The following is a 26240-nucleotide window of genomic DNA, read 5'->3' on the forward strand; positions in this document are numbered from 1 at the left end:
ATAATCAGGCCTGGACGTAGAAATCGGCAGCATTCTCTTCCGCAAAGGCTTTTTCAACAGACAAATTAAACAGTAGAAACACACCAGAAATCAATAAATAAAGTCGCACTGAAAACTGAAACACTCAAATGACCGACTTGTTTAAAAAACTTAAAGGTACGGAAACGATACCATTGATCGCCATAGCGGACGCCCTGCCGTGCATGATCGGCTATTGGGACAGAGATTTGCGCTGCAAATTTGCAAATCGTGCCTACCTGGAATGGTTCGGCAGGTCACCGGACGACCTACTCGGCGAGTCGATACAAGATCTGCTGGGAAAGCGCCTATTCGATTTAAATAAACCCTATATTTCCGGCGCGCTGACAGGCGTTAAACAACAGTTTGAACGTACGCTGACCAAGGCAAACGGAAACATCGGCTACACCCTGGCGAACTACATTCCCGACATCAACACCGAAGGCGCAATTACGGGATTCTACGTCCTAGTCAGCGAAGTAACGCCCGTTATAGAAACGAAAATTGCGCACAATCAGACCCCCGGCATTTTTCTCAATACTGCCAACGACAGCATTATCGCAACAGCAGACAAAGCCGACGATCCCGGCATTAACTCGCTCTCTCACCGTATATTGTTTGCATCGGAGAATAGCAAGTGGCTGCTCGACACAGACAAGCGCTACCTCTTCGATCCCAACGGTCGAGTCCTGCATCTGACATCTACAGAGACAGATATTCTAACTTTACTTATTTATCATTGCGGGGAGCTAGTTACTCGCGCCAACATTATTTCCGCTCTGGGTTTTGACTACGCCATTTCTGCAATAACGCGCTTAAACACTCAAATGAGTCGGCTTCGCCAAAAACTTTACAAATTTGATGAGTGTTTATTTATTCAAACCTGGCGAAATAGAGGTTACGCATATATAGGACCCCAGATTATTAGCACTCGCCCCATACACTCATCTGTGAAACGCTGAAAACTATTTTTCTGTTTCTAAGAAACTTTCTTTTTCATAACACTTTGAGGCCAAGCACGACAAGGAACAATGTATGACAGTCGGCATATAAAAAGGCTTGAGTAAACGCTGGTTTCATCGATTTTTACCACAAAGCCACATTGCCAATCCTTTGATTTTACATGCCTGGAGTCGGCCGATTTTGATTAAATCCGCGTTTCCTTATAAAGCCATTCGTTTATCAAAACTCCTGCCAATCGTTTACACCGTCAGCAGAGGCCACCGTCGCGGTCTTATGCCTCGCGGTCGTTGTTGCGGATTTCTGCGGGTCTGTGTGCGCAGTGGCGGACGACCGACGGATAGCGATGTTATGTTGCCCGCCGGCTTCGTTGGCGAGTTTGAAACGGGCAACTATTTTCGCCATATTAACAGCTTGATCTTCAAGGGATTCGGCAGCCGCTGCCGCTTCTTCCACCAGCGCGGCATTCTGCTGGGTCACTTCGTCCATCTGTGTGATAGCTTGGTTTACTTGAGCGATGCCCGAGCTCTGTTCCACGGAAGCGGCGGAGATTTCCGACATAATGTCGGTCACCCGTTTGATGCTTATGACGATTGCCTCCATGGTTTCTCCAGCCTGCGCCACCAGCTTGGTGCCGTTATCGACCTTCGCCACCGAATTGTCGATTAACGCCTTGATCTCCTTGGCGGCCGCAGCAGCGCGCTGGGCGAGATTGCGCACTTCCGCCGCCACCACCGCAAAGCCTCGCCCCTGCTCTCCGGCTCGAGCTGCTTCTACCGCTGCATTCAAGGCCAGGATATTGGTTTGAAAAGCGATACCATCGATCACAGAAATAATGTCCACGATCTTGCGCGAGGATTCGTTGATCGAATTCATGGTGTCGACTACATTACCGACTACTGTGCGCCCCTTGGTGGCAATATCGCTTGCACTACCAGCGAGCAGATTGGCCTGCTTGGCGTGCTCAGTGTTTTGTTGTACTGTGGAGGTGAGCTCATCCATGCTGGCCGCGGTCTGTTCCAAAGAGCTGGCTTGTTCCTCGGTACGCTGCGAAAGATCTTGATTCCCTGCCGCTATTTCCGTAGTGGCGCTAGCAATGGAATCACTGCTTTCCTTGATGAGGGTAATGACATCAAACATGTTTCCGACCAACGCATTGACGCTGGAGCAGAGCTGTTCAATCACGCCTGTTTTACCTTCCATGGGAATATTTCGAGTAAGATTTCCGTCCATGGCGGCTCCGACAACCTCCTTAGTCTGTTCTACAGCCAATTTCATCGCTTGAGCGGTTTTGACCTGTTCGGTGATGTCGGTAGCATATTTAACGACCTTGAACGGTTTTCCGTTCATGTCCATGATCGGGTTATAGGAGGCTTGAATCCAAACTTCCTTTCCTCCCTTGCCGATGCGCTTATACTGGCTTGCGTCATATTCTCCACGCCCCAGTTTTTCCCAAAACTGGCGATATTCCAGACTCTCGCTATAATCCGGATCTACGAAAATACGGTGATGCAGTCCCTTCACTTCATCCAGCCTGTAGCCGAGGGGATTGAGGAAGTTTTCATTGGCATAAAGAATCTTGCCATCCAGCGAAAACTCGATGACTCCCATAGCCTTACTGATAGCAGCCAATTGTCCTTTAAAATCGGCGTTGAGCTGTTGCTGTTCGGTAATATCGGTGGCATATTTAACGATTTTGAAAGGTTTGCCGTTTATATCGGCGATCGGGTTATAGGACGCTTGAAGCCAAACCTCCATCCCTCCCTTGCCGATACGTTTGTACTGCCCCGCATCGTATTCACCGCGCCCAAGCTTCTCCCAGAATCGGCGATATTCCTGACTCTCGCGATAATCCGGATCCACGAATATACGGTGATGCCGGCCTTTAATTTCATCGAGCGTATAACCGCCGAGCGTATTCAGAAAGTTCTGGTTTGCATTGATAACCGTACCGTCCAGAGAAAATTCTATTACAGCCATCACTTTATTGATCGCGGCGACTTGCCCCGTCATATCTTGCATTAAGGTCTGTTCTGCAGCTTTCCGAGAAGCATCCCTTTCGCCAAAAATAGATCGTAGAACTCCCATTTACTTTCCTTTCATTACTATTGCAAAACAATCAAAAAACCTAAAAATTAAATATGACTGCTCAAGACTTATCCTTGGTCGTCAGTTGACCAGCTCCATATCGCGACTCATGACAAGTTCTTCGAGATCGACAAGGATAAGTATACGATCCTCGACTATCCCAACGCCAGTAACGTAATTAGTATCAATGCTGGAATCGAACTCTGGAGCGGGTTTGATCTGAGTGGCGCCGAGGGCAATCACATCGGAAACTCCGTCTACCGCTATGCCGACAATCCGGCCGGCCACGCCGATAATGATCACCACAGTGAGGTCATTGTACTCTACCTTAGCAAGATTGAATTTGATACGCATATCGATAATTGGCACGATAAGGCCGCGCAGCCTAACAATACCTTTAATGAACTCCGGCGTATCGACCAACCTGGTTACGGCGTCGTAGCCGCGTATTTCCTGAACATTGAGGATAGGCATGCCATATTCTTCCCTACCAAGCGTGAAAGTCAGATATTCGTTGGTGTGGGATGGTAATAAAGGTGATGATTCTTGGTTCATAGCTGATAACTCTTTTTTCAAGGCCTGCGTCTTATGAAAAAGCGCTCTGCGCCATAGTCAACCTGGTTCGTTAGCGATGCGCGAGGAGGCGCGTATTTCCACGCGGCACTGTCTTATAACTGTCATATTTTCGTTGACGCCATTCTAACGCTGAAATTGATAAAATTCGCGAAGCCTCTGCAAAATGTAATACTTTGTAAGATTGAACAGCCTGGGGCGCCGCGATTTAATCAAAAACGCAGATCAAATAAACGCATAATCAAATAGTTACCATTCTTTTTTTGTGGCAAAAAACGGACAACCGGTTCACTAGATGAAACAAGTGTCCTTTGCTGCGTTGGCTAAAATGAACAAGAAGCGCAAAATCGAGCACGAACGTTTTCTGGATGAAATGAAAGCGGTCGTGCCTTGGCCAATTCTGACTGTCCTGATTGAACCCCACTATCCCAAGGCAGACAAAGGACGCCACCCACGGGACCTGGAAACAATGCTGCGCATCTATTTCATGCAGCGGTGGTTTGCACTCTCCGATCCAGGCATGGAGGATGCGTTCTACGATGTGCCTTACATGCGAGCTTTTGTCCGGATGGACTTGCTTGATGAATCAATGCCGGATGAAACAACGATTCTAAACTTCCGTATGACTCTTTTGCGCTCTTGGGGCTCATATCGCGGTTGCCGCGCAAACCTGCCGCCTGACGGCCGGACGGGGGCGGCGGCAGTTGTGACGATTAGCGCCAAGCGCCAAATAACCTGGCTGATCGCATTACCAAACGAAGAAGTCCCTGCACAGCAATCAACCCAACGGCAAAACCGCCGATGAACAAAATCGACTGATATTGCTCATTCAATTCAGATAGATAACGGCCTAAAAAATAACCTGCGATGACCGCGATTCCGACCTTGGCGCGTCTGATGAATTCAGGCAGATGATGATTAACGGATATTTTGTTTTGCATTGCGGTTTTCTCTCACACGCTCCAAACGTCTATCGGCATATAGTCGCACGATAGCTTTCGATGCCGGATTTTATCACCATACGCAGTCTTGGGGTCATGGTTGAACCTGAGTGCCGGCAACAAGCTATTGAAAAAACATTCCTTCGCGGCTTACCATAACTACTGCCGTTTGAGTCCAATATGATATGAAACACGCCTGTAATGATTCGGCACACACAGAAAACACCGGCTTATGCATGTGGATTTACCCTGATCGAGCTGCTGGCGACGCTGGCCGTTATGGGTATCGTATTGAGTATAGGCATACCCTCTTATCATGAACTGATACGCAGCAACCGGCTGACCACGCAGATCAACGAATTCTCCTCATCGCTGAATCTGGCGCGCAGCGAAGCGATACGCCGCGGTATCCGGGTCACAGTTAGAAAACACGGAGACGAATGGGAGTCCGGCTGGCAAATTTTCACGGACTTATCCAACAACGGCCTTTTCGACGAGTCGTCGGGAGACGAACTGCTCAGACAGCACGACGCTTTGGCAGGCGGCTATACGCTGCGCGGCAACCATAATTTCGTTAACTTCGTTTCGTTTCTCCCCGACGGCAGCTCCAACAACATGGGCGCGTTCGCGCTGTGTGACAATAGCGACGACTCATACATACCGCACCCCGGCGCTTCGAAACTGATTATCATCAACAATATCGGCCGCACACGCATCGGAGCCGACAGCAACGGCAACGGTATCCCGGAAAAAGAAACGAGCAACGGCAACGCGACGGATATCAGCTCATGCGCTTCGCCATGAAACCGGCTGCGGGATTTACCCTGCTGGAAGTCCTGGTGACCTTACTGATTCTGTCTATCGGCCTGCTGGGACTGGCAGGACTGCAGATAACGGGATTGCGCAGCAGTCAGAACAGTTACTATCGACTGCAAGCGACATTGCTGGCGCAGGATTTATCGGAACGCATGCGCGCCAATAAGGCAGGCGTCAGCCTGGGTGCTTATGATGCCGCACCGGATGGCGCGAGCGCTGCCGATTGTACGAGCGCGGTTTGCTCGCCGGAGCAGATGGCGGCTTACGATCTGGCGCAGTGGCGGGCCGACATCGCCAAACAGTTGACGGCAGGCAGCGGAGAAATTTGCCGAGGCGCGCCCTCCTGCGGCACAGGCCCTGCTTTTACCGTCACTATCCGCTGGTACGAAAAACGCGCAGGCGCGCAACCCAGGGAGTTTACAACCAGCTTTCAGCCTTAAGGCCGGCCTCAAAAAAACCGTGCGTTGATCAGAAAGTGCACGCCGATGCTGGCGAAATACCCCAGCAGAATCACAGGAAACCATTTCATGTGGCCGCTGAAAGTATAAAATCCTTTGCTTTGCCCCAATAAACCGATGCCGGGCGCGGAACCGATCGCCAGCAGGCTGCCTCCGACGCCCAGCGTCAGCGTAATCAGCAGCCATTGTCCTTGCGGAAGGTCCGGGTGCATGCTCAGTACCGCAAACATCAAAGTACCGTTGTCCACGAACGCGGAAGACAGGCCAATCAGAATATTGGCCGTGGTCGGACTATGCTGTCCGTACAGCAGGTGCGACACCGTGTCCAGATAACCGATGAAACCCAGCCCGCCGATACCGACCATCGCGCCGTAAAAAAACAGCAGGGTGTCCCACTCCAGACGTCCGACCTTTTCGAAAATATTGTAGCGGTTGCTGCTGCCGATGATTTCTTCGGCGACATCCGGCACCCCGGTGCAATCGAGTAAAACCACCTGATCGCGCTCCGAGGTTTTTTGCAGAAAGAACGTAAAAAACTGCAGCAGCGACAGCCCCGCCATCATGCCGGCGGCGGCGGGCATATGAAAGTAGGTATCGGAAAGGACGGCCAGTCCAACCGTGGTTGCAAATAAAAAAATGACGCGCTTGGCCCCGCGCTGCATGTTCACATGCAAGGATTCAAAATCGGGTTTGTCTTTCGGCACCGCGAAATGCATGATGCAGGCAGGTATCAGAAAGTTGACTACGCAGGGAATAAACAGGTTAAAAAAGTCTCCAAACCCCAGCATGCCGCGCTGCCAGACAAACAGCGTTGAAATGCCGCCCAGCGGGCTGAACGAACCGCCGGCATTGGTCGCAATCACTATGTTGATACAGGCCAGCGATACGAACTTCGGACTTTTCTTGCCGACCGCCATCACCACGGCGCCCATCAGCAGCCCCATGGTCAAGCCGTTCAGCGCGCTGGACAGAAAAAACACCAGTACGCCCGTGATCCAGAACATCCTGCGGTAGCTGAAGTGCTTGCCGACCAGCCAGATGCGCAAGGCGTTGAATACTTTCATGTCTTCCATCGCATTCAGGTAAGTCATCGACACCATGATGAACAGGAACAGCTGGATATAAGCCAGCAGGTTGCCGGTAAAGGCATTGACCGCAACTTCGGTAGCTCCATGCCCGCGGTAAACATAAACAATGGCGAACCAGATCAGCGACGAAGCCAGCAGCATCGGTTTCGATTTGCGTAACTCGGTAGACTCTTCGAACATGGCCGCCACATACGCGATGATGATGGCCGCCAGGGAAAAATAACCGACCCAGTGGTGAGTCAGATCGATTTGCAGATTATTGGCCGCTGTCGCGCCGTCTCCGGCAAAAGCCGGCAAGGGGGCAAGCAAAGCGGACCCGGCAAACAGCTTATGTGCTTCCTTACGCATGATGAAGGGTCAGTCAGTCGTCGAATTTAACCGCGGCCAGCCAGTACGGAAACTGTTCGCATGGGGCTGTGCGGGGTTTGTGGTGATCAACTTTTCGGTTACGTTTCCAGTGCCGCTGTAAATCCGCCGCTCCGTCAACTCTAAAGGGGCAATTGCTGTCGTAGCGTGGAGGATATATACAAAAGTAACTATTCAGCTACCGTTGCCTATCTGTGTAGGAGCGGGCTTTAGCCCGCTCCTACACAACTTTTCTGCCGGAAGCTCTCGCAGATTCCGTTAGCCGAACTCAGCACATGTTGAATAGTTACCGATGAAATATTTATATCGACTCAGTTATAAAAAGCAATCGTAAAATGTTATCACAAAGCGTTTCTTTTATCCGATTCCCCCAAAGAAAAACCGGGGCTTTTCGAAAATGCCGGGCAGCGCACAGGCAACCTGTGAGTACGCTGTGAAATAAAAGTCTATTTCAAGACTGGTGCCTAGCAACCACTCTTTTACTACATTATCAGGGCATATCAACCTTCCAACACCAACAAAGTTACATATACGCATACTATTCAATCAGATACCAACAATGGCCTGACGATTGCATAAAAAGGCGTGCATAGCTTTTTTCTTTTCGGGATGCAGGGCTTCGGCTTCGCACTATTACCTGAATCGCGTTGTAAACTTACCGGGAGAGGCGCTTTGGCTCTGTTTTTCGCCTATTTATCAGTACTTGCTGCACTACTTTCTGGCTTTGCGGCAATCGCCGCACGCTCCGGCGTGCGGCTGCCTGCGTCGATAAGCGCAATTTTTCTGTTCGGCAATCCGGTGGTTTCCGGTTCGGACGAAAAGCTTGATGGTCAAATAAACAAGCAGGTTGCGCGTCGCTTGCGCAGCCTGGTTTTCATCCTTCTAGGCGTTTCCGGCGGGGCAGCTCTCAGTTCGGGGTTGACCGCTCTATTGGCCGGGAGCGCCGCGGTAGCCCAGCTGCCGTTCGGCCTGCCCTGGCTGCACTGGCACATCCGCATCGACGCGCTATCCGCTTTCTTCCTCGTCATTGTCGGCATCGGGGTCATAGCCGTCAGTCTATATGCTCCCGGTTATCTGCATGAAAGCCGTGACAGCGGCAGGTCTTTCGGCCGCCTGAGCGTCGCAACGGCGCTGTTTATCGCCGGAATGGAACTGCTGCTGCTGGCTGACGATGCGTTTTTTTTCGTCATCGCCTGGGAGCTGATGTCGGTTTCCAGCTACTTTCTGGTTGCGCACCGGCATGAGCGCGCGGCTAACCGGCGCGCATCTTTTTTATATTTGCTAATGGCTCAAGTGGGAGCAAGCGCTATTATTTTGAGTTTCGGCGTCCTCGCCGGTTTTGGGCACGCGTTCACTTTCGACGCCATGCGCGCCGCCGATCTTTCGCCCCTGTGGGCTACGGCCGCTTTTGCGCTGGCGCTGATGGGCTTCGGCATGAAAGCGGGGCTGGTTCCTCTACACGTCTGGCTACCGGAAAGCTATCCGGTTGCGCCCTCTCATCTTGTAGGGCTGATGAGCGGGGTCATGTCCAAACTGGCGGTCTACGGACTGATACGCTTCAGCTACGACCTGCTCGGTAATATCCATTGGGAGTGGGGCGTGGTTGTTCTGCTGCTGGGCACCGCTTCTGCGGCGATGGGGATACTTTACGCCATGCAGGAAAACCAGCTTAAACGCCTGCTGGCTTATTCATCCATAGAAAATATCGGCATAATTTTTATCGGACTGGGATTCTCCATGATCTATATCGGCAGCGGGCATCGCGGCATGGCGGTGTTGGGGCTGATAGCCGCGCTTTATCACACCCTCAACCATTCATTGTTTAAACATCTTTTATTTCTTGCGGCCGGCTCGGTGCTGCATCAAACCCGCCACCAGACCGATATGGAGTATCTGGGCGGATTAATCCGGCGCATGCCGAAAACCGCTTTTCTATTCCTGATCGGATGCATAGGCATATCAGCCCTGCCGCCGTTGAACGGTTTCGTTTCCGAGTGGCTGACCTTTCAGGCCGCCTTGCAGGCTCCCGCCATCGAAAACGGGATTCTCCGCAGCATGATACCGGTCGCATCGGCAATACTGGCTTTCAGCAGCGCACTGGCGTCGGCCTGTTTCGTCAAGGCGTTCGGCGTTACCTTTCTCGGACAGCCGCGCAGCCGCCACGCTCACCACGCCAATGAAGTGACGCACCGGGGCATGCTTTCCGCTCCCGCGCTACTGGCCGCTTTGTGTTTGCTGTTCGGGTTGTTTCCCAACGTAGTGATACATATGCTGGGCAATGTCAGCGCGCTGTTGCTGGAACAGCCCATGCCTGAGGCAACCGCGCGCGGCTGGCTGTGGCTGACTCCCGGAACACAGGTGAAGTCATCCTATTCCGCGCCGTTGATAGTCGGAGTTCTCGCAGCCGTCGGATGGATAAGCTATCGCTTATCCAACAGAAAAAACGCGCAAGTGCGCAGAGCCGCGCGCTGGGATTGCGGTTTCGGCGCGCTGACTCCGCGCATGCAATACACGTCCACTGCCTTCTCGCAGCCTATCCGGCGCATTTTCCTTCCCTTTCTCGACGCGAAGGAAAACGTCGAAACCAGCGTTGCCGAGCGCAACAAGCTGCAAGTCACCGAGGTGCGCCATCAACTGGATGTCGGCGATCACATCTGGCGGGCGATCTATCTCCCGATTGCGCATTCGGTTGAAACGGCGGCAAAACAGATCAGTCATATCCAGGGCGGAAATATCCGCACCTATCTGGCCTATTCTTTCGTCACATTGGTGTTTCTTCTGGGAGTGGTGAGTTAATGCGCTGGTTATTCGCTTTATTCGAAACCCTGATCTTCATCGGCAGCGCTCCGTTACTGGCCGGATGGATAAAATGGGTCAAGTGCCGTCTGCAAAACCGTAAAGCGCCGTCCGTTCTTCAGCCCTACCGTAATCTCTTCAAGCTGTTTACCAAAACGCCGGTCGTCGCAGAGCAGGCGTCATGGCTGTTTCTTGCCGCGCCCTATGTAATCTGCGCATCAATGATACTATCCGCGGCTATCGTGCCTTTTATAGCGGCGCATCTCCCTACGGCTGAGGTCGCGGACCTTATCGTACTGGTCGGTTTTTTTGCGCTCGGGCGGTTTTTTCTGGCCTTGGCGGGCATGGACCTCGGCACCGCATTCGGCGGCATGGGGTCATCGCGGGAAATGACAATTTCTGCATTGGCCGAACCCGCCATGCTGATGGCAGTGTTCACCCTGGCCATGAGCGCATCCACCACCAATCTATCCAACGTCACGGATTACGTGCTGAATAGCGGCCTGGTGTTGCGACCATCGTTTATTTTCGCTTTGGGCGGCATGCTGCTGGTAACGATAGCAGAAAACGGGCGCATACCGGTCGATAACCCGGCCACCCATCTCGAACTGACCATGATACACGAAGCCATGATACTGGAGTACAGCGGGAAATATCTGGCTTTCATAGAGTGGGCCAGCCAGATTCGCTTAATGTTGTACGGTGTGGTCATTTGCAACGTCTTCTTGCCATGGGGTATTGCCGACGAGCTCACGCTGCCGGCGCTGAAATATGGCGCGCTGGCCATCGCCGGTAAACTCATGGTGCTGGGGATTTTGTTGCCGGTTTGCGAAACGGCATTCGCCAAGATGCGCGTGTTCCGGATACAGGAATTTCTGGGCTTTGCGTATCTGCTGAGCCTGCTGGGCATGCTCAGCCACATTATTCTCGAGGTCGACAAATAATGAATGTCACGCTTACACAGCACACGCTCCACGAACAGGCGATTCTTTTTATCGCCGCATTGATAGTCTTCATATCATTCCTGATGCTGGCGCAAAAACGTCTGATTAACCTGGTCCTGCTGTTTGCCGGTCAAGGCCTGCTGTTGTCCCTGGCGACAGCGATAGTCGGCTATTCGCAATCGTCGCATCACCTGTACGGATCTGCGCTGATCACACTGATATTAAAGGTAGCCATCATTCCCGCCATGCTGTTCAGGCTGATCGTGAGCCTGGATATCGAAAAAGACGCGGAAAAGGTGCTATACCCCGGCGTTATCATGATGATAGCCGCATCGCTGGTGCTGTTCAGTTATTACGTGGTGCTGCCCATTGCGCAGCTGTCCACGCTTGCCACCCGCAACACCATTGCCGTGAGCCTTGCGGTCGTGTTGCTGGGCATGCTGCTGATGATTTCCAGGCGTCAGGCCGTGGCTCACGTCGTCGGTTTCATGGCTATCGAAAACGGTTTGTTCTTCGCCGCAGTGGCATCAACGCGGGGTATGCCGCTGGTAGTCGAACTGGGTATTGCATTCGATGTGCTCGTTGCAGCCATATTATTTGGCGTATTTTTCTTTCACATCCGCTCCAGCATCGAATCCCTGGATGTCGACCGGCTCAACCGCCTTAGCGAGGTCGAGTCATGATCGCGCTCTATCTGGTTCTTATTCTTCCCTTGCTGGGCATGGTTTACCAGGTTTTCTTCGGCCACTTGCCCAATGCAGGAGGCATGAACGTCAAATTCAACGCAGCAACGTTTCTGATAACGCTGTTCCTGGCTTACGAAGTGCTGGATCAAGGCCGTCTGGTAACGCGCGACGAACAGTTTTTGCTCGACGCATTCAATGTTTACCTGATCGTGCTGACTGCCTTTATCGGCACCACGACGGCCATGTTTTCCAACCCCTATATGGAAAACGAACGGAAGCACGGACGTCTGACCGAGCAGCGTTTGAAATTCTATCTGGTCATGTACCAGGGCTTCATGCTGAGCATGTACCTGGTGTTGACCACCAACAACATGGGGTTAATGTGGGTATCCATGGAGGCAGCCACGTTGACCACGGTTTTGCTGGTCAGTTTGTACCGAACGCCCGAGTCGATAGAAGCCGCGTGGAAATACTTCATCCTTTGCGGCGTCGGTATCGCGCAGGCGCTGTTCGGCACCGTACTGCTTTACTTTGCAGCCAACCAGATCGGTCTTACCGGCAATGATGCTCTGTTCTGGTCCGTGCTTTACCAGCATGCGGCGGAACTGAACCCAACCGTACTCGGCCTGGCGTTTGTATTCCTGTTGATGGGCTACGGCACCAAGGTCGGTCTGGTGCCGATGCATCACTGGCTGCCCGATGCGCATTCGGAAGGACCCACGCCAATGTCGGCGGTTTTATCCGGATTATTGCTGAACGATGCGCTCTATGCGGTCGTACGCTGCAAAATGGTGGTGGACAGCTCCGTGGGGACGCATCTCGCCGGTTATATGATGATGGGATTCGGACTCCTATCATTCCTGGTAGCCGCGCTGTTTCTGCATCGCCAGCGCGACGTCAAGCGGCTGTTCAGTTATTCTTCCATCGAACATATGGGCTTGATGACTTTTGCCTTCGGCGTCGGCGGCGCGTTGGCCACTTTCGGCGCATTGTTGCACATGACCGTCCATTCCCTGACCAAATCAGCCATTTTTGTAACGGTAGGCCATGCCGCACAAATCAGCAAAACCCAGAAAATTGAAAAGATTCGCGGACTTATCAATACCCAGCCCATGGTCGGCTGGGGACTGCTGGTCGGCACGCTCGCAATCGCCGGCTTTCCTCCCTTCGGCGTATTCACCAGTGAATTTCTGGTATTGACGGCTACCATGGAGGCCTATCCCTGGCTGACGCCCTTGTTATTGCTGGGCCTGGGCGTCGCGTTTGCCGGCTTGTTCCGTAACCTGCATCCGATGGCTTATGGCGCGCCGCCCAAAGGACAGATTCCGGTTCGGGCCAACTTGTGGCCTGTCATGGCGCACCTGGCCCTGGTGTTATGGCTGGGATTTGCAATTCCCGACGTGCTTTCCAACTGGTTTAATCAAGCCACGTTGCTGATAACAGGGAGTATGCCGTAGTGGAGAATACAACTTTGCGCTCACGCTTTCAGTGGCTGCCTGAATTGCAGACCAGCCTGGTGTATCGCGACATTTCTTTAAAAGAGATAATCAACGACGGCTTGCAACCGGCGCGCCTGTTCGAAGTCGCCCACCAACATTGGGGGGCGGATCTGGCGCATGAAGTCAAGCAAATGAACTTCCGCTTTGTGGCGCTGTGGGTCGAAGACGGAGAAGATAGCTTCACGCTAACCGCATGCCTGGAAAAACAGGCGGACTATATACTGCTGCGCTGTTTTGTTCCGGGAGAAATTGCGGAGGCGCCCTCCTTCACGCCTTATTTCCCGGCTGCGGATAGAATGGAAAGGCACGCAACCGACTTGTTCGGCATTCGTTTTCCTGATCATCCCGACCCGCGCCGCTGGACCCGCCATCAAGCCTGGAGCGAACGACAGTTTCCGTTACGCAAAAACTTCCCTGTGTCCGGCACTCCCTTGCCCTTAACCCCTCCCGATCATAACTACCCGTTTATCGGAGCGCAAGGCAACGGCGTCTACGAAATCCCGGTGGGTCCGGTGCATGCCGGCACTATCGAGCCGGGGCATTTCCGTTTTCTTGCAGTGGGTGAAACGGTGCTGAATCTGGAGGAACATCTGGGCTATGTCCATAAAGGCATCGAAAAAATCGCGGAAGGGCGCGACCCGCAAGGACTGGCCCGGCTGGCGGGCCGGGTTTCCGGCGACGCTACCGTAGCCCACGCCTGGGCGGCGTGCATGGCGATGGAGAACGCGGCCGGCATAACCGTACCCGCAAGAGCGGTGTTTCTGCGGGCAATTTTCGCCGAACGCGAGCGTATAGCCAATCATCTGGGCGATATAGGCGGAATTTGTAACGATGTCGGTTTCGCCTTCGCCAATTATCAGTTCAGCCGTTTGCGCGAAATATGGCAACGTGACAATTATGCCTGGTTCGGGCACCGTTTTCTTATGGATGCCGTCGTCCCGGGCGGCGTGGCAAAAAATATCGATGAGAAAATCGTGGATGCAATGCGATCCGCCCTTTTACGCTTGCGCGGCGAACTTGATGAATTGCGCCCGATACTGGAAAACAACGGATCGCTGCAGGATCGCCTGGTTACGGCCGGCTATCTGTCGCAAGAACTTGCCCAGGCCTTCGCTTGCGTGGGATATATGGCCCGCGCCAGCGGCGTCGACTACGATGTGCGCCGCGATGCGCCTTACCCGCCTTACGATGCATTCCCGACCAAGGCGGTCTGCAGTGCGGACGGCGATGTAGCCGCGCGCTTGCATGTGCGTTATGAGGATATTTATGCCGCGCTCGACCTATTGGAGCGCCTGCTTGCGTCGTTGCCGCGGCAACGGGAAATCCTTGCCGCCTGGCATGTTCCTCCGGCGGGCGCCGAAGGTATCGGCATCCTGGAAAGTTGGCGCGGCGAACTGCTGTGCCATGTCCGGTTCGGCGAAAACAACCGCATTGCCCGCTATTATCCCCGCGATCCCAGCGTGCTGAACTGGCCTTCGCTGGAAAAACTGATCCACAATAATATCGTGCCGGACTTCCCGCTTTGCAACAAATCGGTCAATGCATCGTATTCCGGTCAGGATCTTTGACGCCAACCTCTCTCGCCGAGCGATATCAATGAGCTTATTTGGAAAAATATTTAAAACCGGTATCATCACCGAACGCTTCGACGCCTACAGCGACGCAGAAATGAATCAAGTTGGTGCAGAATTGAGGCGCGTGGTCGATCGCCGCTTCAGCGGCAACCTCGTCATCAGGCAGGTGGATCCCGGCTCCTGCAACGGCTGCGAACTGGAAATAAACGCGCTCGGCAACGGGTTTTATGATATCGAGCGCTATGGCATCAGCTTTGCGGCTTCGCCTCGCCATGCCGACGTTTTGCTGGTAACAGGACCGGTGGCGCGTCATATGCAGGCCGCCCTGCTCGCCACGTACGAGGCCACCCCCGATCCCAAATGGGTAGTCGCCGTCGGCGACTGCGCGGTCAACGCCGGCGAATTCGGCCAGACCTATGCAAGTTGCGGCGCGGTAGAGCAGGTCATTCCCGTCGATCTCGTTATCCCCGGTTGCCCCCCTACGCCGTTGAGTCTCATGAAAGGATTATTGAAACTGGCCGGACAATGAAACTGCGCGAGCCGGAATGACCGGGCAAAACACTTAACGTCTTCGCATGTTTGTCAGAAGGCCGTAGCCAGGCGGAGCCTGCTCGGCAACGATTTCAAAAGGGTCTGGCGCTTTGATGGTAAATATTGGCACCGGACCCGCTGCTGAACCTAGATTAAAGCAATCACTACAAACACGCCCATCAGCGCAGTAAACAGCAAAGGTGCAACTTGTTCCAGGAATTCCGGATCATTGCTGGCTTGCAGAAGGTTTTTCATATGGGTGTTAATTCTCAACGTCGTCATGGCATGAATATCCTGTTTTTTTGATTTTGTATATTCTATACCTCAGCACAATTCGGACCATAAAATTATTATAAAAATTTCAACACACTAACTTAACTCCTGCTTTCCATTCATGCTCATTTTGGTGCAAATTCACCACGAATCCACAAATGAAACCCATGGACCGAAATTCGCATGCCTGTTAACTATTCAGCGCCTTGGAGCCTGCGACTATTCGGCATGCCGTGGAACAGGAAAAAAGAGGTGGGACAGGGAAACCTTTTACAACTCGCTCAGCAAGCCTGTGGGAGTTGCTGGAAAGTGTAAAATACGCGATCCCCGCGAGCAAATCAGGCTGCAGCCCATCCCTTCGCCCTTTTCAGCAAAGCCTTGACTTCCGCATCGCTGGTTTGTGAAAAATCGTCGTAAGCGCCCCCGACGCTGTAAAACGGCTTGGGAATATCCAGACAAATCATTTCATCCGCCATTTTACTTAGCAATGCGCAGGCAGAATCTGAAGCCACCGGCGCCGCGACGACCACTCTACCGGCCTGCTGTTGGCGGGCGGCAAGTAGCGCGGCCTGCATATTGGAGCCGGTAGCCATTCCGTCGTCGACCAGGATCGCAGTTTGCCCCGAGAGTACCGGAGCCGCGCTGCCGCCGCGATAGGCTTGGTTGCGCCGGAATAACTCCGCATGCTCCGCTTTGATTACCCGCTCGATTGCTGCGGAGGAAATGTGCAGGCTGCGCACCAGATCTTCATCCAGCACCTGTACATTACCGTTGGCGATGGCCCCCATGGCGACTTCTTCATGTCCTGGAATGCCAAGCTTGCGGACCAGCATCAGATCCAGCGGCAGATGCAGAGCAAGAGCGATTTCGAATGCGACCGGCACCCCTCCGCGCGGCAAAGCCAGCACAAGAGTATTCGGTTGCCCCTTGTAAGAAACAAGCGCTTCCGCTAATTGCCGCCCCGCATCATTTCGATTTTGAAAATACATGGCGAGCACCCCGCTGCTGTCTATTTACCCGGTTGTTTTCGTGCTTATATACTCGGTTTGATACTGTCGAAATCAAATTTAACTATATTATATTCAGCACGGTCCGATTCAAGCTTCATCGCTCCGCCAAAAGTTCTCCGCAAGACGTTTTTCAACATCACCTTCCCGCTTAAACTAAAGCGTACCGCCCACTCCGAAATTGGTACTGCCTATCGTAACATTCTTTCACAAGCCTGTTTAAATCGTCGCTGTTGACAGCATTTCAGCATACGCGCATGCTCTAGCACTACTTGACGCTACGAGGCTATGCATGATCTCTCGAGATTACTTGCGCTGGATATGGTTCGAGGCTTCCGCCCAATTGAGTCGCAGCGACCGCCTGCATCGTTCGCGCGTAAACCCGGCAAAGGCGTCGAATCAACCGAACTGGGAGCCGCCGGTCGATGTATTTGATCTGGGAGACCGCGTGCGGGTGCTGGTCGCATTGCCCGGCGTGGAAGCGTCCACCATCGAAGTTTCGTTCGAAGCGGGGGTGCTGCGCATTTTCGGACACCGCCCTTTCCCGGACGTCTCATGCCGTGCAGCCATTCGTTTGATGGAAATCCCGTGGGGCCGTTTCGTGCGGCGCATTGAGCTGCCGGACTTTCGCTTGAGCCCAGAATCCTTTGAATTTTCAAACGGCTGTCTCGACATTAGCTTGCTTAAGGATTGAATGTTGCTGTAATCAATCAGACACAGGACTATCACCATGCTTCCTTCCGAAACCGATCAATCACCGCTCGGCGCTCCCGATCAAACGCGGCAACATGCGACATTGCCCGATACGCTGGCCATTATCCCGATGCGCAATACCGTGCTGTTCCCCGGCGCGGCGCTGCCGATTACCCTCGGCAGACAGCGTTCCATCCAGGCCGTTCAGGAAGCGGCGCGCGCCAATCAGCCGATAGGTCTGGTGCTGCAACGCAACCCCGAGTGCGAGGAACCCGGCGCCGGCGATTTGTACGAGGTCGGCACCGTAGCGGTAGTGATTCGTTACATGGCGGCGGCAAACGGAACGCACCATCTGGTTTGCCAAGGTACGCAACGTTTTAAAATCCGCGAGTTTCTGCCCAATATGCCGTATCCGGTAGCGCGCATTGTGCTGATCGAAGACGCCGACCCGAACGATTTGCACACGCCGGAAGCGCTTGCCCGCCTGTTGCAGCTGCAGGAACGTACTTTGGCATTGCTGCAGGCGCTGCCTGAACCGCCGGCCGAATTGATCGCCGTAGTGCGGCAGGCCGACTCCGCCTCCACGCTGGTCGACCTGATACCCAGCGTCATGGATCTCGAAGCGACCGAAAAACAGGCATTGCTGGAAACTTTCGACTTATCGAAACGAGTCGACCGGGTACTGGAAATACTGGCGCACCGCACCGAAGTCATGCGTATCTCGCAAGACATCATGACCCGGACCCAAAAGAAACTGGAAGGGCGCTCGCGGGAAATGATACTGCGCGAACAGATGCGCACCATAGAAAAGGAACTGGGAGAAGAGGACGGCGGCGCGCGCGAGGAAATCGCCAAACTCAGGCAGGCCATAGCCGACGCGGCGATGCCGGAAGAGGTTGAAAATCACGCCAACAAGGAACTTAAACGCCTGGGACAAATGCAGGCCGGCTCGGCTGAACATTCCATGCTGCAAACCTATCTGGAATGGTTGTCGGAACTGCCGTGGGCCAGAACCAGCGCCGGCGAAATCGATATCGCCGCCGCGCGCGCGATACTGGATGAAGACCATTACGGCCTGCCGAAAATCAAGCGGCGCATATTGGAATATCTGGCCGTGCAAAAACTGAAACCGGAAGGCAAAAGCCCGATTCTGTGCTTCGTCGGGCCGCCCGGAGTCGGCAAGACTTCGCTCGGTCAAAGCATAGCGCGCGCTACCGGGCGCAAGTTCGTTCGCGTCAGCCTCGGCGGCGTACACGACGAAGCGGAGATACGCGGCCACCGGCGGACTTACATCGGCGCATTGCCCGGCACCATCATGCAGGCCATGAAAAAGGCAGGGACCCGCAACCCGGTGATGATGCTGGATGAAATAGACAAACTCGGCCACGGCGTGCACGGCGACCCCAATGCCGCACTGCTCGAAGTGCTCGATCCCGAACAGAACGGCACTTTTCGCGACAATTATTTTGCCGTGCCGTTCGACTTGAGTTCGGTCATGTTTATTACCACAGCCAACGTAATCGACGCCATACCGGGTCCGTTGCGGGATCGCATGGAAGTGATCGAGCTATCCGGCTACACCGAGGAAGAAAAACTTCAGATAGCGCGCCGTTATCTGGTACGCAGACAAATCGAAGCGAACGGCCTGGAGAACAGCGACGTCGAGGTGACCGACGGCGCGCTGGATGAAATCATCCGTTACTACACGCGCGAAGCCGGTGTGCGTAATCTGGAGCGAGCGATCGCAAAGACACTGCGTTCGATCGCTATGAAAGTCGCCGAAGGCGGCGCGCCTCCCTATCGCATCGACGGCGACGATGTCGCGGTCATCCTGGGCGCGCATCGCTACGAACGCGAAACCGCGATGCGCACCAGCGTACCGGGCGTGGTAACCGGTCTGGCGTGGACGCCGGTGGGCGGCGATATCCTGTTCATCGAAGCGACCAAGGTTCCAGGCAACGGCAAGCTGATACTGACCGGACAACTCGGCGAGGTAATGAAGGAAAGCGCGCAGGCCGCATTTACGCTGATCAAGTCGCGAGCCGCAGATCTCGAAATCGACCCCGGCTTGATCGCGGAAATCGACATTCATGTCCATGTCCCTGCCGGGGCGATCCCGAAAGACGGCCCCAGCGCCGGCGTGGCGATGTCGTTGGCGCTGGCATCGCTGCTGACCGGACGGCGCGCGCGCCCGGATGTGGCGATGACCGGCGAAATCAGCCTGCGCGGCCTGGTATTGCCGGTTGGCGGCATCAAGGAAAAAGTAATCGCCGCATTGCGCGCCGGAATTACCGAAGTGCTGCTGCCGGCGCGCAACAGGCACGACCTGGAAGATATACCGAAGGAAGTGGTCGAACGCACGCGCTTCGTCTGGCTGGAAAATATCGAGCAGGCGATAGATGAGGCGTTGCAGGAGCGGGATTAAAGGCAGGCTTAGCCACCCCGCCCTGAAGATGTAGACCGGGTGAAGCTTTAGCTAACCCTGGGGAACAGCGGAACCACCCTGCATTACGTAAGGGAAGGGCTGATTTATTCTTTTTCCGGCGCACCTGAAATTCAGACCATTTACTTTACGGAACAGATCCGCAGCGGATTCTAATTAATCAGCGACTCCCAAACGCCATGCCGGCTACGTTTTTGCAGCCGCAGCACGTAGCTTTTGTTCTGCGCGCAAGGGCGGCGCGGGCATGCGCAGAATACAGGCAGAGACTTAAAGCTTGGAAGTGTATATAGTCGGACAGAAAGTTTTGTCGATCCGAGCGGAACATCGAGCCCTGGCTAACTATCTAACTCAACGAGACAGATTTCCGTTTAAAGGGTTTTCATGAAGCTCGATTTGCTTAAGTTTCTGCTACTGTTCCTGGGGGCAAGCAGCCTTCAATTCAGTTCGGCCGCAGCAGCCGGGATGGGGGAGGAGCGGATAGCGCTGGTAATAGGCAACGATGATTATCAGAACGCGCCGCTGATGAATCCGCTGAACGACGCCCACGACATGAAGGCGGCGCTGGAGCAAGTCGGTTTCAGCGTGATTTACAAGGAAAATCTCGATCTGCCGTCCATGGAAAAGACTGTGCAGGAGTTTACCCATAAGTTGAATAAGAATAGCGTAGGGTTGTTTTATTATTCGGGCCATGGCGCGCAGGTCGACGGCTCCAACTTTCTGGTTCCGGTCAAATCCAGTATCAGTAATAAATCCGAACTAAAAGCACGCTCCTACGATGTCGAAATTATCCTCGACGATATGGAGGAAGCGGGCAACGGGACCAACATCGTAATCCTAGATGCATGCCGGGATAATCCGTTCAAAGGCGTCAAGGACATAGGCGACGGTTTAACGCTGATGAGCGCGCCCAGAGGTTCGCTGATTGCCTTCGCAACCGCGCCGGATTCGGTGGCGAGCGATAAACCGTTGGGGCAAAACTCGCTATACACCAAATATCTCAAGAAATATATCGTTAAACCGAATCTGGACATCCAGGACATGTTCGTCAAGGTTCGCGAGGGAGTGGAAGCGGAAGACCCGGACCAGGTGCCGTGGGAATATTCGTCGCTCACCGGAAGTTTCTGCTTTGCCGGCTGCTCCGGCGGCAGTTACAACCAGGTCAACCTGATTGCGCCGGAACCGAACTCATTGCGGGTGGAAGTCAGTTTCTGGGAAAGCATCAGAAACAGCCATGACCCCGGCGACTTCAGAGCCTACCTTAAAAAATATCCGGACGGCCAATTTGCACTGCTGGCGCGCAACCGCTTAATACCTCCTGAATCCCCCGCGCCTGCCCGGACCTCGATAGCGAAAGCCTTCGTTTCTTCTATGGATTGCGCTTATTGTCCCGAGACGGTCAAACTACCGGAGATGGGGATTTCCTTCGGCAAATACGAAGTCACCCAGAACCAATGGCGTGCGGTAATGGGTAAAAATCCGTCTTATTTTTTTCGCTGCGGCGGTTTTTGCCCGGTTGAATACGTCAGCTGGGACGAAGTGCAGCTCTATATTCAACGCTTGAACCAGATGACAGGCAAGCGCTACCGACTGCCGACCGAAGACGAATGGTTCGCAGCTTGTCAGGCCGGCGGAGACCAGGAATATTGCGGATCGGACGATATCGAAGCAGTCGCCTGGTATAACGACAACTCGGGAGGAATATCCCATCCGGCCGGCCAGAAAAAGCCCAACGCCTGGGGGCTGTATGACATGAGCGGAAATGTGGGGGAATGGACATCAAGCTGCAAGAACGAAAAATGTCTCCTCAGGCGCGCCTGCGGCGGCTCCTGGTCTGACATAAAGTCGCGCGTCGACTCAGGCTACCATTCCAACTTCGGCGTCGCGGTGCATTATCATGACCTGGGGTTCAGGTTGGTTCTGGATTGAATTGATGGCCGCTTGAGCGCTTTTCCTTCGTTTACCGGCGGTAGCAGCGAAAACAGGAGGATACTTGCGCCCAGAGTCTTTCGCCCTGATGCATCAACCGATCATCGGGCCTATAGAAGCAACCTGACCGCAATACCCTATTCAGATTCTCTTAACGGAGCAAAAGACATTCATGAACGCATTCAGTCAGCTTAACAACAGCGAACGCCGTTTCACATTCAACAGCGATAAACTCGCGGAAAACACATTTGAAGTAGCGCGGTTTGAGGGCGAGGAAGCCCTGTCCGCGCTTTATCGCTTCGAACTGCTGCTGGTTTCTCGAAACGGTGAAATCGACGAACGCAGTCTGGTAGGCACCAGCGCGCAGCTTTCGCTGAACGATGGCGTCGAAAACGGCAACGCCACGATTTATCGCGGATTAATACAGGAATTTTCCTACGAGTATAGGATTGAATCCTGGACATTCTACCGAGCCATATTGGCGCCCAAGTTGTGGACGCTGAACACTTATATACTCTCGGAGGTTTATCTCAACAAAAACCGTCCTGAAATCTTCAAAACGATACTGGAAAACGCCGGGTTGACGCACAACGACTTCGATTTGCGGTTGAGCGATAGCGCTTCCGATGCATTCAGGCGCGATTATATCTGCCAATACCGGGAAAGCTACTGGGCTTTTATCTCGCGTTGGGCGGAACGCCTGGGCATCTACTGGTGGTATGAGGAAATCGACGGTATGGAAAAAGCAATTTTTACCGATACCCGCATGGTGCACAACGACAACGCAATAACGCTTCATTACCAGCCGCCCGGCGAGCCGGAAGCCGGTATAGCCCGGACACGCGCCTATCAAAGCCTGCGGCGTATTGCGCAAAATCTGCCCAGACAGCTGGTTATCCGCGATTACAGCGCCGACCGCGCCAGCCAGGAATTGAAAGGAACGGCGCAAGTCGATCAGGCCGGCACCGGCGAAATACACCTGTTCGGTCGAAAATTGAAAAGCAATATGGAAATCGAACAGCGCGCCAGACTGCACGCGGAAATGCTGTTATGCCGCGCCGACATCTTTTCGGGCGGCAGCAACGCCACCGGTTTACGCTGCGGGCATTTAATCCGGCTGGAGCAGCATCCGCGCGCCGGCTTCAATCGCCGCTACCTGCTGACCGAAGTAAAACACCGCGGTTCGCAAGCCGGATTACTACTCGATGGCCTGGGTATTCCTGCCGAATCGGGCGGCAACGATTTTTATTCCGCCGAGTTCAGCGCCATTCCCGACAATGTGCAATTCCGCCCGGAAATGAAGCATGCCTGGCCCATGGTAACCGGCAGCATCAATGCATTCATTGATGCCGAAGGCAGCGGCAAATACGCCGAGTTGAACGAGAACGGCGAATACAAGGTGCAATTACCGTTCGACATCACACAAAAGCAGGCCGATCGCGGTTCAGCCTGGATCCGCATGGCCACCCCCTATGCTGGGCGCGATCACGGCATGCATTTTCCGTTGCATAAAGGCACGGAAGTATTGCTGTCATTCATCAACGGCGATCCCGATCAGCCGGTGATTATCGCCGCAGTGCCCAACTCGGTAACGCCGAATGTGGTTACCAATGAAAACGAGACACAGTCGCGCATACAAACCGCAGGAGGCAACAGCCTTGAATTCGAGGATATGGAAAACAGACAAGGCATACATCTGTTTTCCCCGGTAGCCAACACTAAAATTCACATTGGCGCGCAGCCGCCCAAACCCAAAGCGGCTGGTTCCGACACCAGCGATTTTTGGCAAGCGCCAGAGGGGCATGGCGACACAGTTGAAGGGAACCTTGCTTCAGGGGAAGGAAACGTCGTTTCAGGAGAGCTAAATGGGGTCTCGATAGAAACCGGCGGTCTTCTTTTTGAAGCCGCAATCGGACGTATTTCGTTTTTCGCGGCCAGCAATGAAACAATAACAGGCGCTAAAACAGAATCGGTTACCGGATTGTCCACGGAAATTATGACCGGAGGCAAAATAGAAACGGTTACCGGACTGTGCACCGAAACAGTCGCCGGGGACAAGACCGAAACAATTACCGGATTATGCACGGAAACGGTCGCCGGCGGCAAAAACGAAACAGTGAGCGGCTTATGTATTGAGAATTTCAATGGCGATAAAACGGAAAGTGTGTTGGGCGATCTTACAGAAAATACTACCGGGCTTAAAACGGAAACTGTTGCTGGAATGTGCACGGAAAGATTCAATGGGTCCAAATACGAATACATAGTCGGAACTTCTACTGAATCCGTGCTGGGCGATAAAACGGAAACGACGACCGGAGCCTGTGTGGAGTCCATACAAGGCGATAAAACAGAAACCGTTACCGGAGACTGCACGGAAACCATAATCGGCGACAAGACAGAAATCATCACCGGAATGTGCATAGGCAACGTTACCGGCGATAAAACGGAAACGATATCCGGCAGCCTGATAGACGGCGTGTTTGGCGACCGTCAGGAAACTACCGTGGGCGTTAAAACAGAGATCAGCACGGTTAAAACACAGGAGATAGAAACGAATGTGCTGACGGCGACTATACTGATGACTACAGGCTGTGCAATATTTACCGCCTAGGCGGCTGTCCGAGAACTCGATTTTTTAAATTTAGGATATGGTAAAAAATAACACCCCGAATCAGCCACCGACTCCGTTCGCCCTGAGCCTGTCGAAGAGCCGTTCATGGTTCGACAAGCTCTCTTGTCGCATTCGCGGCGCTACGCCCACGAAAGGGGAAGTTATTATTCTCGACCATATCCTTACTCGTGGCATTTGCGTCAGGCTCTGTACTTCCTCACGCCGCCACCGTAAAACTGAAGTGGCTACACTAAACCGGACCCACAGATAAACTACCTCGAAAAGGGAGAGTGTGTCAGAAATGAGTCAAGAAAAACCGAAAACCTATACAGCAGAATTTAAGGCCTCGGCAGTTAAGCTGGCGAATGAGTCGGACAAACCGGCTGCGCAGACGGCGAAAGAGTTGGGTATTAATCCGAATACGCTTTATACCTGGATTCATCAATACAGCCGGCCTCAGGCGAACGATAAGGCAGTCCGAACCGACGAGCGTTTGTACGGGGAGCTAAAGCGCCTAAAGCTGGAAAACAGCCGCTTGAAGGAGGAGCGTGATTTATTAAAAAAGGCGGCAGCGTACTTTGCCAAGGAACAACGGTGAAGTACGCCTGGATCAAACAACACCGCGATGAATTTTCAGCGAAAGCGATGTGCCGTTTTATGAAGGTTTCCCGTAGCGCTTATTATGCGTGGCTACAGGGTCCTGCGTCGGTCACAGAAAAGTCTGACGCTAAGCTGTCGGATAAAATCTGCACGTTATTTAAAAAAAGCCGCGGGAGCTACGGCACACGACGGCTGAAAATAGAATTGGGAAAGAGGGATATCCATCTGAGCCGCCGAAGAATTGGGCGCTTGATGCGACAAGCCGATTTACGCTGTAAGACCCGGCGCCGCTTCAAGGCGACCACAAATTCGCAGCATAACCTGCCGGTTGCAGCCAATCTTCTGGGTCGCCAGTTTAGCGTCCAGCGGCCCAACCAAGCTTACGTGGGTGATATTACCTATATTTCGACGCAAGAAGGCTGGCTGTACTTAGCGGTGGTAATCGACTTATACTCTCGCCAAGTCGTAGGCTGGTCTATGGCTGAACATATGCGCACTGCGTTGGCCAACGATGCCTTTTTGATGGCGGTTTGGAAGCGTAAGCCGGAAAAAGGCCTGATCTGGCATACCGACCGCGGCAGTCAATACGCGTCGGAAAGTCATCGGATGTTATTGAAGCAACACGGTGTTCGGCAAAGTATGAGCCGTAAGGGGAATTGCTGGGACAATGCCGTTGCGGAAAGTTTTTTTCATACGCTCAAAACAGAGCTGATTTATCAGGAAAACTACAAAACTCGGGAGCAAGCCAAGCAGAGTATATTTGAATATATTGAAGTCTTTTATAACCGGGAGCGGCTTCATTCGGCCAACGAGTATATGTCGCCAGTGGACTACGAATTGCAGTTTAAAACTGCTTAACTTTGTGTCCGGAAAAGTGTTGACACATCATCCCAGGGTGGAGGCGTTTTAAGCTTTCTTTGGAGGGCATAGGGAACACATCAGCCTCTGAACGCAACGACACTTTTGTGCGCCGAATTGCTGAACTGGGTGCCGAATTGGCGCCCGACGAGTTGGACTTCATTTGGGAACGCGCCGGTGGCAAACATCAGCAGTTACCGACTGGAGGCACCCCATCAAGCCGATGGCAAGACGCTGCTCGCTTGGCGCATCAGGGTACGCTGAAAAATGGTTTGCCTGCATTGATACGTGAGTTGAAAGCAGAGCGACCGCACAATAAGGATTTAAACGAGCTGGAACAACTCATTACTCCGCACCTTCGTAATTGATAAGTGTGGTTTACAGGCGCCAGTGTTTTGCTCGTCGACGCGAATGGACTGTTTTAAGATCATACCGCTTTACCCTGTTTTTTCCTGTGCGGCTTTGCAAAATCAGACTCAATCGGTGCTGTT

The 26240-nt window shown here is 53.3% G+C and carries 20 protein-coding genes and 2 pseudogenes; 16 read left to right on the forward strand and 6 right to left on the reverse strand.

Annotated elements, in window-relative coordinates:
- Positions 1-128 precede the first annotated feature (128 nt).
- A complete protein-coding gene (locus tag F6R98_RS17035; protein WP_153250083.1) occupies positions 129-980 on the forward strand; it encodes a PAS domain-containing protein in 852 nt (283 codons plus the stop codon).
- 220 nt (positions 981-1200) lie between these two features.
- Here the strand turns inward: F6R98_RS17035 and F6R98_RS17040 are convergent, their stop codons facing one another.
- The 3 genes and pseudogenes from F6R98_RS17040 to F6R98_RS17045 form a co-directional block, all read right to left on the reverse strand.
- A complete protein-coding gene (locus F6R98_RS17040; RefSeq protein WP_228125261.1) occupies positions 1201-2589 on the reverse strand; it encodes a methyl-accepting chemotaxis protein in 1389 nt (462 codons plus the stop codon).
- A 51-nt stretch (positions 2590-2640) separates the two neighbouring features.
- Positions 2641-3066 (reverse strand): annotated as a pseudogene (locus tag F6R98_RS22890) (PAS domain-containing protein); the annotation flags it as partial.
- Positions 3067-3147: 81 nt separating this feature from the next.
- Positions 3148-3621 carry a chemotaxis protein CheW gene (locus F6R98_RS17045; protein WP_153250085.1) on the reverse strand — a complete coding sequence of 158 codons (474 nt, stop codon included), beginning with the start codon at positions 3619-3621 and terminating at the stop codon, positions 3148-3150.
- Between the two features lie 313 nt (positions 3622-3934).
- Between F6R98_RS17045 and F6R98_RS22180 the strand changes: the two are divergent.
- The 3 genes and pseudogenes from F6R98_RS22180 to pilV form a co-directional block, all read left to right on the forward strand.
- A pseudogene (locus F6R98_RS22180) lies at positions 3935-4270 on the forward strand (transposase); the annotation flags it as partial.
- A 511-nt stretch (positions 4271-4781) separates the two neighbouring features.
- A complete protein-coding gene (locus F6R98_RS21705; protein WP_194269993.1) occupies positions 4782-5384 on the forward strand; it encodes a GspH/FimT family pseudopilin in 603 nt (200 codons plus the stop codon).
- A complete protein-coding gene (gene pilV, locus F6R98_RS17060) occupies positions 5369-5836 on the forward strand; it encodes a type IV pilus modification protein PilV (RefSeq protein WP_153250087.1) in 468 nt (155 codons plus the stop codon). The genes F6R98_RS21705 and pilV overlap by 16 nt, the downstream gene beginning before the upstream one ends.
- A gap of 8 nt (positions 5837-5844) precedes the next feature.
- Here the strand turns inward: pilV and nhaD are convergent, their stop codons facing one another.
- Positions 5845-7290 carry a sodium:proton antiporter NhaD gene (gene nhaD, locus F6R98_RS17065; protein WP_153250088.1) on the reverse strand — a complete coding sequence of 482 codons (1446 nt, stop codon included), beginning with the start codon at positions 7288-7290 and terminating at the stop codon, positions 5845-5847.
- A 690-nt stretch (positions 7291-7980) separates the two neighbouring features.
- On the opposite strand from nhaD, the gene hyfB reads away from it, so the two are divergent.
- From hyfB to F6R98_RS17095, 6 genes are read left to right on the forward strand one after another with little or no spacing between them, the layout of a single operon-like run.
- Entirely contained in the window at positions 7981-10104 is a 2124-nt protein-coding gene (hyfB, locus tag F6R98_RS17070) for a hydrogenase 4 subunit B (RefSeq protein WP_153250089.1), read from the forward strand.
- A complete protein-coding gene (locus tag F6R98_RS17075; RefSeq protein WP_153250090.1) occupies positions 10104-11048 on the forward strand; it encodes a respiratory chain complex I subunit 1 family protein in 945 nt (314 codons plus the stop codon). The genes hyfB and F6R98_RS17075 overlap by 1 nt, the downstream gene beginning before the upstream one ends.
- Positions 11048-11731 (forward strand): formate hydrogenlyase, encoded by a 684-nt coding sequence (locus F6R98_RS17080; RefSeq protein ID WP_153250091.1) that lies wholly within the window; start codon positions 11048-11050, stop codon positions 11729-11731. Before F6R98_RS17075 ends, F6R98_RS17080 begins: the two co-directional genes overlap by 1 nt.
- Positions 11728-13191 (forward strand): hydrogenase 4 subunit F, encoded by a 1464-nt coding sequence (locus tag F6R98_RS17085; protein ID WP_153250092.1) that lies wholly within the window; start codon positions 11728-11730, stop codon positions 13189-13191. Before F6R98_RS17080 ends, F6R98_RS17085 begins: the two co-directional genes overlap by 4 nt.
- Positions 13191-14801, forward strand: a complete 1611-nt coding sequence (locus F6R98_RS17090; protein ID WP_228124931.1) for a hydrogenase large subunit — start codon at positions 13191-13193, stop codon at positions 14799-14801. The genes F6R98_RS17085 and F6R98_RS17090 overlap by 1 nt, the downstream gene beginning before the upstream one ends.
- 28 nt (positions 14802-14829) lie before the next feature.
- Complete coding sequence (locus F6R98_RS17095; protein WP_153250093.1) at positions 14830-15336, forward strand: NADH-quinone oxidoreductase subunit B family protein; 507 nt, start codon at positions 14830-14832, stop codon at positions 15334-15336.
- 149 nt (positions 15337-15485) lie between these two features.
- On the opposite strand, the gene F6R98_RS22550 is transcribed toward F6R98_RS17095, so the two are convergent.
- Both F6R98_RS22550 and F6R98_RS17100 read right to left on the reverse strand, forming a co-directional pair.
- Entirely contained in the window at positions 15486-15620 is a 135-nt protein-coding gene (locus F6R98_RS22550; RefSeq protein ID WP_265588108.1) for a hypothetical protein, read from the reverse strand.
- A gap of 329 nt (positions 15621-15949) precedes the next feature.
- Positions 15950-16600, reverse strand: coding sequence for a phosphoribosyltransferase (locus F6R98_RS17100; protein ID WP_153250094.1), 651 nt, complete (start codon positions 16598-16600; stop codon positions 15950-15952).
- Positions 16601-16910: 310 nt separating this feature from the next.
- On the opposite strand from F6R98_RS17100, the gene F6R98_RS17105 reads away from it, so the two are divergent.
- The 6 genes from F6R98_RS17105 (at position 16911) to F6R98_RS21710 (ending at position 26117) form a co-directional block, all read left to right on the forward strand.
- Complete coding sequence (locus F6R98_RS17105) at positions 16911-17312, forward strand: Hsp20/alpha crystallin family protein (protein ID WP_153250095.1); 402 nt, start codon at positions 16911-16913, stop codon at positions 17310-17312.
- A 36-nt stretch (positions 17313-17348) separates the two neighbouring features.
- Positions 17349-19736, forward strand: a complete 2388-nt coding sequence (lon, locus tag F6R98_RS17110; RefSeq protein WP_153250096.1) for an endopeptidase La — start codon at positions 17349-17351, stop codon at positions 19734-19736.
- 399 nt (positions 19737-20135) lie between these two features.
- Positions 20136-21680 (forward strand): caspase family protein, encoded by a 1545-nt coding sequence (locus F6R98_RS17115; protein WP_153250097.1) that lies wholly within the window; start codon positions 20136-20138, stop codon positions 21678-21680.
- A gap of 172 nt (positions 21681-21852) precedes the next feature.
- The gene (locus F6R98_RS17120) at positions 21853-24291 is read left to right on the forward strand and encodes a type VI secretion system Vgr family protein (RefSeq protein WP_153250098.1); all 2439 of its coding nucleotides are present in this window, start codon (positions 21853-21855) and stop codon (positions 24289-24291) included.
- Between the two features lie 301 nt (positions 24292-24592).
- A protein-coding gene (locus tag F6R98_RS17125) for an IS3 family transposase (RefSeq protein ID WP_153250099.1) occupies positions 24593-25749 on the forward strand; the annotation gives its coding sequence in 2 pieces (ribosomal slippage) (positions 24593-24842 and positions 24842-25749; 1158 coding nt in all).
- Between the two features lie 107 nt (positions 25750-25856).
- Positions 25857-26117: an effector-associated domain EAD1-containing protein gene (locus F6R98_RS21710; RefSeq protein WP_194269994.1), complete on the forward strand. Its 261-nt coding sequence runs from the start codon at positions 25857-25859 to the stop codon at positions 26115-26117.
- The last annotated feature ends 123 nt before the right edge of the window (positions 26118-26240 follow it).

Origin of the sequence: Candidatus Methylospira mobilis (assembly GCF_009498235.1) — a bacterium.
GTDB lineage: Bacteria > Pseudomonadota > Gammaproteobacteria > Methylococcales > Methylococcaceae > Methylospira > Methylospira mobilis.

What these genes read in the sequence shown, in the direction of transcription:
- F6R98_RS17040 (WP_228125261.1), bottom strand. Translation starts at nt 2,589, where the DNA reads ATGGGAGTCATCGAGTTTTCGCTGGATGGCAAGATTCTTTATGCCAAT.
- F6R98_RS22550 (WP_265588108.1), bottom strand. Translation starts at nt 15,620, where the DNA reads ATGACGACGTTGAGAATTAACACCCATATGAAAAACCTTCTGCAAGCC.
- F6R98_RS17045 (WP_153250085.1), bottom strand. Translation starts at nt 3,621, where the DNA reads ATGAACCAAGAATCATCACCTTTATTACCATCCCACACCAACGAATAT.
- pilV (WP_153250087.1), top strand. Translation starts at nt 5,369, where the DNA reads ATGCGCTTCGCCATGAAACCGGCTGCGGGATTTACCCTGCTGGAAGTC.
- F6R98_RS17115 (WP_153250097.1), top strand. Translation starts at nt 20,136, where the DNA reads ATGAAGCTCGATTTGCTTAAGTTTCTGCTACTGTTCCTGGGGGCAAGC.
- F6R98_RS21705 (WP_194269993.1), top strand. Translation starts at nt 4,782, where the DNA reads ATGATTCGGCACACACAGAAAACACCGGCTTATGCATGTGGATTTACC.
- F6R98_RS17080 (WP_153250091.1), top strand. Translation starts at nt 11,048, where the DNA reads ATGAATGTCACGCTTACACAGCACACGCTCCACGAACAGGCGATTCTT.
- F6R98_RS17035 (WP_153250083.1), top strand. Translation starts at nt 129, where the DNA reads ATGACCGACTTGTTTAAAAAACTTAAAGGTACGGAAACGATACCATTG.
- F6R98_RS17100 (WP_153250094.1), bottom strand. Translation starts at nt 16,600, where the DNA reads ATGTATTTTCAAAATCGAAATGATGCGGGGCGGCAATTAGCGGAAGCG.
- F6R98_RS17105 (WP_153250095.1), top strand. Translation starts at nt 16,911, where the DNA reads ATGATCTCTCGAGATTACTTGCGCTGGATATGGTTCGAGGCTTCCGCC.
- F6R98_RS17095 (WP_153250093.1), top strand. Translation starts at nt 14,830, where the DNA reads ATGAGCTTATTTGGAAAAATATTTAAAACCGGTATCATCACCGAACGC.
- F6R98_RS17085 (WP_153250092.1), top strand. Translation starts at nt 11,728, where the DNA reads ATGATCGCGCTCTATCTGGTTCTTATTCTTCCCTTGCTGGGCATGGTT.
- lon (WP_153250096.1), top strand. Translation starts at nt 17,349, where the DNA reads ATGCTTCCTTCCGAAACCGATCAATCACCGCTCGGCGCTCCCGATCAA.
- F6R98_RS17075 (WP_153250090.1), top strand. Translation starts at nt 10,104, where the DNA reads ATGCGCTGGTTATTCGCTTTATTCGAAACCCTGATCTTCATCGGCAGC.
- nhaD (WP_153250088.1), bottom strand. Translation starts at nt 7,290, where the DNA reads ATGCGTAAGGAAGCACATAAGCTGTTTGCCGGGTCCGCTTTGCTTGCC.
- F6R98_RS17120 (WP_153250098.1), top strand. Translation starts at nt 21,853, where the DNA reads ATGAACGCATTCAGTCAGCTTAACAACAGCGAACGCCGTTTCACATTC.